This window comes from Pseudomonas sp. MF08831 (assembly GCF_059862645.1).
This window is the reverse complement of the sequence record NZ_JCBCUX010000030.1, coordinates 1-10,203: the sequence shown is the minus strand read 5'-3', so window position 1 is coordinate 10,203 and position 10,203 is coordinate 1. Positions and strand designations below refer to the sequence as shown.

The 10,203-nt window shown below is 62.4% G+C and carries 9 protein-coding genes; 7 read left to right on the top strand and 2 right to left on the bottom strand.

The window, feature by feature from the left end; all coding sequences use genetic code 11:
• Positions 1–311: 311 nt before the first annotated feature.
• Entirely contained in the window at positions 312–1,106 is a 795-nt protein-coding gene (locus tag AC19YS_RS31840; protein ID WP_500603530.1) for a class II aldolase/adducin family protein, read from the bottom strand.
• 123 nt (positions 1,107–1,229) lie between these two features.
• On the bottom strand, positions 1,230–2,135 hold the full coding sequence (locus AC19YS_RS31835) for a LysR family transcriptional regulator (RefSeq protein WP_124417080.1): 906 nt from the start codon (positions 2,133–2,135) through the stop codon (positions 1,230–1,232).
• Positions 2,136–2,360: 225 nt separating this feature from the next.
• Between AC19YS_RS31835 and AC19YS_RS31830 the strand changes: the two genes are divergently transcribed.
• From AC19YS_RS31830 to AC19YS_RS31800, 7 genes are all read left to right on the top strand, one after another.
• Positions 2,361–2,972 carry a cysteine dioxygenase family protein gene (locus tag AC19YS_RS31830; RefSeq protein WP_119735435.1) on the top strand — a complete coding sequence of 204 codons (612 nt, stop codon included), beginning with the start codon at positions 2,361–2,363 and terminating at the stop codon, positions 2,970–2,972.
• Complete coding sequence (locus AC19YS_RS31825) at positions 2,969–4,552, top strand: rhodanese-related sulfurtransferase (RefSeq protein ID WP_500603529.1); 1,584 nt, start codon at positions 2,969–2,971, stop codon at positions 4,550–4,552. The genes AC19YS_RS31830 and AC19YS_RS31825 overlap by 4 nt, the downstream gene beginning before the upstream one ends.
• Positions 4,553–4,651: 99 nt before the next feature.
• A complete protein-coding gene (locus AC19YS_RS31820; protein ID WP_106580741.1) occupies positions 4,652–5,626 on the top strand; it encodes an ABC transporter substrate-binding protein in 975 nt (324 codons plus the stop codon).
• Positions 5,627–5,640: 14 nt separating this feature from the next.
• Positions 5,641–7,005 carry an LLM class flavin-dependent oxidoreductase gene (locus tag AC19YS_RS31815; RefSeq protein WP_500603528.1) on the top strand — a complete coding sequence of 455 codons (1,365 nt, stop codon included), beginning with the start codon at positions 5,641–5,643 and terminating at the stop codon, positions 7,003–7,005.
• Positions 7,002–7,685: a peroxiredoxin-like family protein gene (locus tag AC19YS_RS31810; protein WP_500603527.1), complete on the top strand. Its 684-nt coding sequence runs from the start codon at positions 7,002–7,004 to the stop codon at positions 7,683–7,685. Before AC19YS_RS31815 ends, AC19YS_RS31810 begins: the two co-directional genes overlap by 4 nt.
• A 22-nt stretch (positions 7,686–7,707) precedes the next feature.
• Positions 7,708–8,880, top strand: coding sequence for an acyl-CoA dehydrogenase family protein (locus AC19YS_RS31805; RefSeq protein ID WP_500603526.1), 1,173 nt, complete (start codon positions 7,708–7,710; stop codon positions 8,878–8,880).
• A 13-nt stretch (positions 8,881–8,893) separates the two neighbouring features.
• Positions 8,894–9,841 (top strand): D-isomer specific 2-hydroxyacid dehydrogenase family protein, encoded by a 948-nt coding sequence (locus tag AC19YS_RS31800; protein ID WP_500603525.1) that lies wholly within the window; start codon positions 8,894–8,896, stop codon positions 9,839–9,841.
• The last annotated feature ends 362 nt before the right edge of the window (positions 9,842–10,203 follow it).

Sequence of the window (10,203 nt, the reverse complement as noted above, 5' to 3'; positions counted from 1 at the left end):
CGCTGGCCGAACGCAGGCTTGAATCCGTGGGTAACCCGGCAGGACGCCGGGTTAGCCGTGTTGGGCCATGGATGGCCCGTCACGGCGGCCCACGGATTCAAGCCGGAGTGAGGGCACACCGAGCCTAGGCGAGGTGCCGAGTGGTGGGGCAAAGACCTTTTGGTTACTTTTGGGGCGTTTGCCAAAAGTGACCCGCTGTAAGAGCGGAACCGCCAGCCGCCGTGACCGCAGCAACGGATATGCCCCCAATCTACCTAAACACCCCCCCCTCACAAACAAACCACCCCCCAAGCCCCCCACCACTACCGACGTCAGTTTTTATACTCGGTATCAGTACGCTCCAACTGCCGAACCAACGCATTCCAATGCCGCGCCACACCCGGTCCGGCCCCGTTGCTGAACACCCTGGCCTGCTCTTCAACCTTGGCCACCACCTCCGCCGGCGGAAAGATCAACTGCGCATTCCCGCCCGCCTGCGCCGCCACCTGAATATTGCACGCACGCTCCAGCCCCTGCAGCTGCTGAAACGCATGCTCAACGCTCACCCCCGCCGTCAACAACCCATGGTTACGCAAAATCATCACACTCTTGTCCCCCAGGTCCGCCACCAACCGCTCACGCTCGTCCAGGTCCAGCGCCACGCCTTCATAGCCGTGGTACGCGACACGCCCGGAGAACGCGATAGAGTGCTGGGAAATCGGCAACAGCCCGTCCTTCTGCGCCGACACCGCAATACCGTCACGGGTATGCGTGTGCAGCACCGCTTGCAGGTCATGCCGCGCGCCGTGGATGGCACTGTGAATCACATAACCTGCGTAATTGATGCCCAGGCCCGTAGGGTCGTCGACAATCGTGCCGTCAAGGTCAACCTTGACCAGGTTGGACGCGCTGATTTCATCGAACAACAAGCCAAAGGCATTGATCAGGAAATGCTCATCCGGACCCGGCACGCGGGCCGAGAAGTGCGTGTAGATGTGATCGGTCCACTTGTACAACGCCGCCAGCCGATAGGCCGCGGCCAGTTTGACGCGCACCTCCCACTCTTCAGGCGATACGCGCTGGCGGACGTTGCTGGAAACGCTGGATAGAGAGGTGACGCTGCTCATGGCAAAACTTCCTGGATGGCCTTAAGGACTTCCAGGCAGCCTAGGGGATGCCGAAAAATAATAAAAAGCACATTTTAATCTAAGCTAATTATTATTTTTTTTTATAAAAACCACATCTCTCGCTCAGGCGGCGTTGCGGATCTTGTGCAGCGAGTCCGCGACCAGCTTGCCGAACGCATCCACCGGCCCCTGCAGGTTGCCCAGAAAATGCGGATAGATCAGCCACAAATCCATCACCGGCTTGAAATCCTTGAGCGGCATGACCGCCAGCTGCTCACGGTGAGCGCTGCGCTCCAGCAAAGGCCGCGGCACCAGCCCCAAACCCAAACCGTCTGCCACCAGCCCCAATTGCAACTCGGTGCCGAAGGTTTCCAGGTTCACCCGCAATGCCAACCCCTGATCAGACAAGGTGCGCTGCAAGCCGGCCCGGAAACCGCAGCCATCCGGGTTCAGAATCCAGCCGTTCTGGTACACATCGGCCAACTTGCACGGCTTCTTCGGCAACTGCGCCTTGGCACACACCACCACCAACTCCATTTTGCCGATGGACTCACCGACGATGTTGTCCGGGAAAATCTTGCCTGCCGGAAACAACGCCACCGCCGCGTCCAGTTCACCGCGCTCGATCTTGCCGACCAGTTGGCTGCCCCAACCCGTGGCGACTTGCGTGCGCAAGTCGGCGTATTCGGTGCGCAGGTGCTTGAGCGCATCGAGCAGCACCACGTCGCCGATGGTCTGCGGCACGCCCAGGCGCAATACGCCGGTCGGCGGCGCATCGGTGGCCACCAGTTCGCGCAGGGCATCCATTTCGCGCAGGATCAGCCGGCATTGTTCATAAACGCGCGTACCGATCAGCGTAGGCTTGAGGGGCTTGGTGTTGCGGTCGAACAGCTCCACACCCAGCGCCTGCTCGAAGTTCTGCACGCGGCGGGTAATGGCCGGCTGGGTCAGTTGCAACGACTCGGCGGCATGGCTGATGGACTGGCAACGAATCACTTCGACAAAGGCATCGATATCGTCAATTTTCATTTGGGCCGCACATAGAGAACAGTCATTAAGATGTGTGCGAAGCATAGTTGCAGGAACGCTGCATGGATAGTCCACGCTGTGATCGATAACGTCTAACGCTATGCAGACCGGTTCTAAATTACCTAAAGCTATAAGCTAATCATTAAAAAATAGCATATTAACTATAAACATTATGCTTATATAAACCCATCAAACCCTCCCCGTTAAAGCAGCGATGGAAGTGCCATGACCCAGGCCCGACACCCCGAGAGACTCAGAGCCTTTATAGGCGCCCTGGCGGAATTGATCGACGGCAATCCACGCGAAGGCGACCTGCTGCACCGTGGCGGCAAGCTCTTGGCGCAACTGGTCAGCCACGATGACTGGCTGCCCGACGAATACGCCCAACCCGACCCCGCGCGTTACCAGCAATTTCTGCTGCATGCCGATTCGCGCCAGCGCTTCAGCATCGTCAGCTTTGTGTGGGGGCCGGGGCAAAGCACGCCGATTCATGACCACCGCGTGTGGGGCTTGATCGGCATGCTGCGCGGTTCGGAATTTTCCCAGGGCTTTGAACGCGCACCCGACGGCCGCCTCGTTGCCGAGGGCAAGCCGATTCAGTTGGTGCCGGGTCAGGTCGAGGCCGTGTCGCCCAAGGTCGGCGATATCCATCAGGTCAGCAATGCCCACAGCGACCAGGTGTCGATCAGCATTCATGTGTACGGCGCCAATATCGGTGCGGTACGCCGCGCGGTGTATCAGCCCGACGGCAGCGAGAAACTGTTTATCTCCGGTTATTCCAACGCCTACCTCCCGAACATCTGGGATTTGTCCAAAGAAAAGAGCCCTGCCCTATGACCACCGTATCGAACCGCAGCTTCGCCCAGATCCGTCAGGCCCTGTTGGACCGTGAAGAAGTCGCCCTGGTCGATGTGCGCGAAGAAGCGCCGTTTGCCGAGTCGCACCCGCTGTTCGCTGCGAATATCCCGCTGTCCAAACTGGAGCTGGAGGTGTACGCGCGCATTCCACGGCGCGATACCCAGGTCACCGTCTACGACAACGGTGAAGGGCTGGCGCAGCGCGCTGCCGAGCGCCTGGTTGCGCTGGGCTACACCCAGGTCAGCCTGCTTGAAGGGGGGTTGGACGGTTGGCGCAAGGCCGGTGGCGAGCTGTTTATCGACGTCAATGTGCCGAGCAAGGCGTTTGGCGAGCTGGTCGAGAGCGAGCGCCATACGCCGTCCCTGGCCGCCGAAGAAGTCCAGGCCCTGCTCAATAACCAAGCCGACGTGGTGGTGCTCGACGCGCGCCGCTTCGACGAATACCAGACCATGAGCATCCCCACCGGCATCAGCGTGCCCGGTGCCGAGCTGGTGCTGCGCGCGCGTGAACTGGCGCCGGACCCGTCCACCCGCATCATCGTCAACTGCGCCGGGCGCACGCGCAGCATTATTGGCACTCAATCGCTGATCAACTCTGGCATCGCCAACCCGGTGTCGGCGCTGCGTAACGGCACCATCGGCTGGACCCTGGCCGGGCAGAAACTCGCCCACGGCCAGTCGCGGCGCTTTGCGCCAACCCGCGAAGAACACCGCCAGATCGCCGCCCGGGACGCGCGCCGCGTGGCCGACAAAGCCCGCGTCGGCCGTGCGACTTTGGCTGATCTGCAACGCTGGCAGCAGGAACCGCACCGCACCACGTACCTGTTCGATGTGCGCACCCCGGAAGAATTCGAAGCCGGCCACTTGCCTGGCGCACGCTCTACTCCGGGCGGCCAGCTGGTGCAGGAAACCGATCACGTCGCCAGCGTGCGCGGTGCGCGCCTGGTGCTGGCGGATGACGACGGCGTACGGGCCAACATGTCCGCCTCCTGGCTCGCGCAACTGGGCTGGGAGGTGCATGTGCTCGACGACCTGCAAACGGCGCACTTCAGCGAAACCGGTGCCTGGGTAGCACCCGTGCCGGCGCCGCAGCAAGCCGAGTTGATCAGCCCGCACACCCTGGCGGAGTGGCTCGCCCACGGCGACACGGCGGTGCTGGATTTCACCCCCAGCGTCAATTACGTCAAGCGCCACATTCCCGGTGCTCACTGGGTCTTGCGTGCGCAATTGCCCGAGGCGCTGGCCAAGGTACCGCCCGCCGAGCGTTATGTGCTGACCTGCGGCACCAGCCAACTGGCACGCCTGGCGGTGGCTGAAGTCGAAGCGCTGACCGGCAAGCCGGTGTTCCTGCTGCAAGGCGGCACCACCCACTGGATCGCCGAACAACTGCCGCTGGAAACAGGAGAAACGCACCTGGCCTCAACGCGTATCGACCGCTACCGCCGACCGTACGAAGGCACCGACAGCCCCAAGGAAGCCATGCAGGCCTACCTGGATTGGGAGTTCGGCCTGGTCGAGCAGCTGGCCCGCGACGGCACCCATGGTTTCTATGTGATCTGAGCCCCCTTAACGCCTGCCCCGGACCGGGGCAGGCCGCACCGACCCCTTTCCAGGCGGAGGTAACCCACACCTTTTCGATCTGTCTGGAATCTACCGCTCATGACCTTTACCCCTGCGTTCAAACGCCTGTTGCTGGGCACCGCCCTCGCCTTTGGCCTGCTCACCACCGCCCAGGCCGCCGACCTGCAACCGCTGCGCGTGGCCAATCAAAAATCCACCATCAAGGCCCTGCTGGAAGCCTCGGGCGAAACCCAAAACGTTCCCTACACCCTCCAATGGTCGGAATTCCCCTCCGCCTCACCGTTGGGCGAAGCCCTGAATGCCGGCGCCGTGGATGTTGGTGCGCTCGGTGATGCGCCGTATGTGTTTGCTCTGGGCGCCGGCGCCTCGCTCAAAGTGGTCAGCATCATCCACGCCGAAGGGCGCAACACCACCGCCCTGGTGGTGCCCAAGGACTCACCGATCAAGACGGTGGCCGACCTCAAGGGCAAGAAAATCGTCACCGGCCGCGGCTCCATCGGCCACTACCTGGCGATCAAGGCCCTGGCCAGCGCCGGGCTGACCACCCAGGATGTGCAATTCATATTCCTGCTGCCCGCCGAATCGCGGTTGGTGCTCGATAACGGCACCGTCGATGCCTGGGCCACATGGGACCCGTACACCACAGTGGTCACCTCACAAAGCCAGGCCAGGGTGCTGGTCAGCGGCAACCCGTTACTGAGCAACCACCTGTATTTTGCGGCCACCCAACAGGCCATCAGCGAAAAACGCGCGCAACTGGACGACTTTGTCGCCCGCGTCGATCGCGCTTATGCGTGGGCCAATGCGCACCCCAATGAATACGCTGCCGCCCAATCGAAAATCACCGGCCTGCCGTTGGCGGTGCACGTCGAGGTGGCCAAGGACACTCATCTGAGCCCCGTCGTGATCGACGACAGCGTGATCAGCGGCCTGCAAGCCACGGCCGACACCTATCAGAAGGAAGGCCTGCTGCCCAGGCACATCGACGTGTCGCAGGGTTTCGACAAGAGCTTTAACGCCGAGCGTTTTCCCACTTCCCAAGCATCGCGCTAAGCAAGGAGCTACACATGAGCAAGCCAGGTCAATTGCAGCCACGCCATTTGAAGCTGGGCGCCATGGTTCACGGCGTCGGTCACGGCTGGGGTGAATGGCGCCACCCGCAGGCGCAACCGAATGCCAGTACGAATTTTGGTTTCTACAAGCAGCAGACTGAATTGGCCGAAGGCGCCAAATTCGATTTCGTGTTCATCGCCGACAGCCTGCATATCCACGCCAAGTCCAGCCCGCACTACCTCAACCGCTTCGAGCCGCTGACCATTCTCTCGGCCCTCGCCGCACTGACCACGAACATTGGCCTGGTTGCCACGGTGACGGTCAGCTACAGCGAGCCCTATCAGGTGGCACGCCAGTTTGCGTCCCTGGACCACATCAGCGGCGGCCGCGCCGGTTGGAACGTGGTCACCTCATGGCTCAGCGGCACCGCCGACAACTTCGGCAAGGCCGAGCACCCACCGCATGCCGTGCGCTACCGCATCGCCAAGGAACACCTCAACGTGGTCAAGGGCCTGTGGGATTCCTGGGAAGACGACGCCTTTACCTACAACAAGCAAAGTGGCGAGTTTTTCACCCCGCACAAGCTGCACGCGCTGAACCACAAAGGCGAGTTTTTCTCGGTCAGAGGCCCGCTGAACATCGCGCGTTCGCGCCAGGGCCAACCGGCAATTTTCCAGGCCGGCACCTCGGAGGATGGGCGCAACTTTGCGGCGCAAAACGCCGATGCGATTTTCGTGCACGTCGAGCACATTGAAGAAGCCAAAGCCTACAGCGCCGACTTGAAGCGCCGCGCCAAGGGCTTTGGCCGCGACGCCCACAGCCTGTCGATCCTGCCGGGCATCCGCCCGATTGTCGGTCGTGACGCCGCCGAGGTGCAAAGCCGCTATCAGCAGGCCGTGGACCTGGTCACCGTGGAGGACGCCATCGTCGCCCTCGGCCGCCCGTTCAACGACCACGACTTCAGCCAATACCCGCTGGACGAACCCTTCCCGGAACTCGGCGACCTGGGCGCCAACAGCCAGAAAGGCGGCTCTGAGCGCATCAAGCAACTGGCCAAGGACGAAGGCCTGACCCTGCGCGAAGTGGCCCTGCGTTTCTCGCGGCCCAAACGCGATTTTGTCGGCACCCCGGAGCAAGTCGCCGATGCGATCCAGACCTGGTTCGAAACCGGCGCCAGCGATGGTTTCATCATCAACTCGGTGCTGCCGGATGGCTTGCAGTACTTCACCGAGCTGGTGGTGCCGGTGCTGCAACAGCGCGGCCTGTTCCGCACCGAGTACAGCGGCCACACGCTGCGCGACAACCTGGGCCTGGACGTGCCGGCCAACCGTTACAGCGTCGCCACCGAGGTCGAAGAACAACAGGAGGCGCTGGCATGAGCGAATCCCTCAACCGTCAATTAGCTGAGCTGCATGCCGAACGTGTGGCCACGTGGGCGCCGGCGGCGTTGCAGGTCAATATCGACCAGCGCCAGCGCCTGGTGGATGAAGCGCAGCCCGACGCGTATGTGCAGGTGGGCGATGCGCTGGACCCGTTCACCTTGCTCAATGTGGAAGGCGGCGAACTGAACCTCGACCTGCTGCTGGCCGACGGGCCGGCAGTGTTGATTTTCTTCCGTTTTGCCGGCTGCCCGGCGTGCAACATCGCCCTGCCCTATTACGAGCGCCAGCTCTACCCACGCCTGCGTGAATGGGGCGTGCCGCTGGTGGCGGTCAGCCCGCAAGTGCCACAGCGCCTGGTCGAGATCAAGACCCGCCATAGCCTCAAACTGCTGGTCGCCAGCGACCCGGACAACACCCTCGGGCGGCACCTGGGCATTCTTTACAGCTTTGACGAAGCCTCGCGCAATGCGGCATTGGCCAAGGGCAGCAGCATCGGCGAAACCACCGGTACCGGTACGTGGGAATTGCCGCAGCCAACCGTGGTGGTGATTGCCCAGGACGGCACGGTGGCGTTTGTCGAGGTCAGCCCGGACTGGCTGGTGCGTACCGAGGCCGAGCCGGTGTTGCAGGTGGTGGAGCGCTTGTTGAGCCAACAGCCCGTGCGTATCGCTATCTAAGACCACATTTTTGACCGAGTACATGCTCATGACGTCCCAACCTTCCTTACGCTGCGTGGAAGTCGCCAACTTCGAAGCCCTGCTCGAACGCCTCAGCGCCGAGCTGGCAAGCACCGCGCACCTGTACGACGCCAGCGGTGCCTTCCCCCACAACAATTTTAAGCTGCTGCATGACCACGGCCTGGTCGCCCTCACTGTGCCCAAATCCTTGGGCGGCGGCGGTGCCAGCTTGCCCCAGGCGCGCAAGGCGATCAGCGCGATTGCCAAGGGCGAGCCCTCCACCGCGCTGATCCTGGTGATGCAGTACCTGCAACACACGCGCTTGCAAGACAGCAAAACCTGGCCCCAGCACTTGCGCGTGCAAGTGGCCGAAGACGCGGTGCGCAACGGCGCGCTGATCAACGCCCTGCGCGTCGAACCCGACCTCGGCACCCCGGCGCGGGGCGGCCTGCCGGCGACCACCGCCGTGCGCACCGCCGAAGGCTGGCGCATCAGTGGGCGCAAGATTTACTCCACCGGCAGCCATGGTCTGAGCTGGTTCAGCGTATGGGCGCGCAGCGATGACGCCGACCCGTTGGTGGGTGCCTGGCTGGTGCGCAAGGACAGCCCCGGCATAAGCATCATCGACACCTGGGACCACTTGGGCATGCGCGCCACCTGCAGCCATGAAGTGGTGCTCGACAACGTGCTGGTGCCGCTGGACCACGCCGTCAGCGTGAGCCCCTGGAGTGCGCCGCAGCCAGAGCTGGATGGCGATGGTTTCCTGTGGATGTCAGTGTTGCTGTCTTCGGTGTATGACGCCGTGGCCCAGGCTGCACGGGACTGGCTGGTGAAATGGCTGGAGGAGCGCAAACCATCCAATCTGGGCGCAGCGCTGTCGACCTTGCCGCGCTTTCAGGAAACCGTCGGCCATATCGACACGCTGCTGTTTGCCAACCGCAGCCTGCTGGATACCGCCGCTGAAGGCCACACACCGGCCGCGAATGCCGCGCAGTTGAAGTACCTGGTGACCGGCAACGCGATCCGCGCCGTCGAGTTGGCCATCGAAGCCTCGGGCAACCCCGGCCTGTCACGCCACAGCCCGCTGCAACGCCATTACCGCGATGTGCTGTGCAGCCGCGTGCATACCCCACAAAACGACGCCGTGCTGCAAGGCGTCGGCAAAGCTGTGTTCGCCCAACGTGGCCCAAAATGAATAAGGAACGCTCATGAGTCAGGTGATTATTGCCAGCCAGCTGGACGAAGACTACAACGCGGTGATCCGCGAACGCCTCGCCTCGATTCATCCTGAAGCCCAGGTGATCGGCGTGCCTGCTGGTGTGCCGAGTGACTTGCCGCCCCAGGCCAATATCCTCTTGTTGCGCCCGATCAACGTGCGCGGCTACACCGCGCCGGACACCCCGCCGCCGGGCTGGCCGTACGGCGCGCAGTGGGTGCATCTGGTCTCGTCGGGCATCGACTTCTACCCGCAGTGGCTGTTCAACGGCCCACCGGTAACCACCTCGCGTGGCAGCGCCGCCGACAACCTCGCCGAGTTCGCCCTGGCGGCGATCTTTGCCGCGTCCAAGCATTTACCGGCTATCTGGGTGAAGGATGCCCACTGGAATTTCACGCCATTGCGCCCACTCAAGGGCACTACCCTGGGCATTCTCGGCTTTGGCGCAATTGGTAAAAGCCTCGCGCAAAAGGCGTTGGCGCTCGGCATCAACGTGGTTGCGTTGCGTCAAAGCCATGCCTCTTTTGACGTCGACGGCGTCGAAGCCGCTCGGGATATCCACGACCTGTTCGCCCGCGCCGACCATCTGGTGCTGGCGGCGCCGCTGACCGAGAGCACGCGGCATATCGTTAACCGCGATGTGCTCGGCAGTGCCAAGCCAGGGCTGCACCTGATCAACATCGCGCGCGGTGGTTTGCTCGATCAAGAGGCGTTGTTGGAGGCGTTGGACAACGGTCAGGTTGGCCTGGCATCGCTGGACGTGACCGAGCCGGAACCGCTGCCGGATGGGCACCCGTTGTACAGCCATCCGCGGGTGAGGTTGTCGCCGCACACCTCGGCGATTTCGACCAACAGCCAAGAGGAGATTGCCGATACGTTCCTGGCGAATCTGCAGCGGTATGTGGACGGTTCGGAGCTGGCCAACCTCGTCGATCTCTGAGCCAAACCTCAATCAAAATGTGGGAGCGGGCTTGCTCGCGAATGCGGTGGATCAGTCAGCTTATTTGTAACGGATGCACCGTATTCGCGAGCAAGCCCGCTCCCACAGTTGTTCTGAGTGGTGTCAGTGGTTCAGCAACCACCCGCCAGGCCTTCACGCAAGAATTCCACCAGCGCCTGCCAAGAGGAGATTGCCGATACGTTCCTGGCGAATCTGCAGCGGTATGTGGACGGTTCGGAGTTGGCCAACCTCGTCGATCGCTGAGCCAAACCTCAATCAAAAAGTGGGAGCGGGCTTGCTCGCGAATGCGCTGGATCAGCTACAGATACGCTGACTGACACACCGCTTTCGCGAGCAAGCCC

Excerpts from the sequence above, each read along its gene's own strand:
- AC19YS_RS31840 (WP_500603530.1), bottom strand. The coding sequence starts at position 1,106 with ATGAGCAGCGTCACCTCTCTATCCAGCGTTTCCAGCAACGTCCGCCAG.
- AC19YS_RS31835 (WP_124417080.1), bottom strand. The coding sequence starts at position 2,135 with ATGAAAATTGACGATATCGATGCCTTTGTCGAAGTGATTCGTTGCCAG.
- AC19YS_RS31830 (WP_119735435.1), top strand. The coding sequence starts at position 2,361 with ATGACCCAGGCCCGACACCCCGAGAGACTCAGAGCCTTTATAGGCGCC.
- AC19YS_RS31825 (WP_500603529.1), top strand. The coding sequence starts at position 2,969 with ATGACCACCGTATCGAACCGCAGCTTCGCCCAGATCCGTCAGGCCCTG.
- AC19YS_RS31820 (WP_106580741.1), top strand. The coding sequence starts at position 4,652 with ATGACCTTTACCCCTGCGTTCAAACGCCTGTTGCTGGGCACCGCCCTC.
- AC19YS_RS31815 (WP_500603528.1), top strand. The coding sequence starts at position 5,641 with ATGAGCAAGCCAGGTCAATTGCAGCCACGCCATTTGAAGCTGGGCGCC.
- AC19YS_RS31810 (WP_500603527.1), top strand. The coding sequence starts at position 7,002 with ATGAGCGAATCCCTCAACCGTCAATTAGCTGAGCTGCATGCCGAACGT.
- AC19YS_RS31805 (WP_500603526.1), top strand. The coding sequence starts at position 7,708 with ATGCTCATGACGTCCCAACCTTCCTTACGCTGCGTGGAAGTCGCCAAC.
- AC19YS_RS31800 (WP_500603525.1), top strand. The coding sequence starts at position 8,894 with ATGAGTCAGGTGATTATTGCCAGCCAGCTGGACGAAGACTACAACGCG.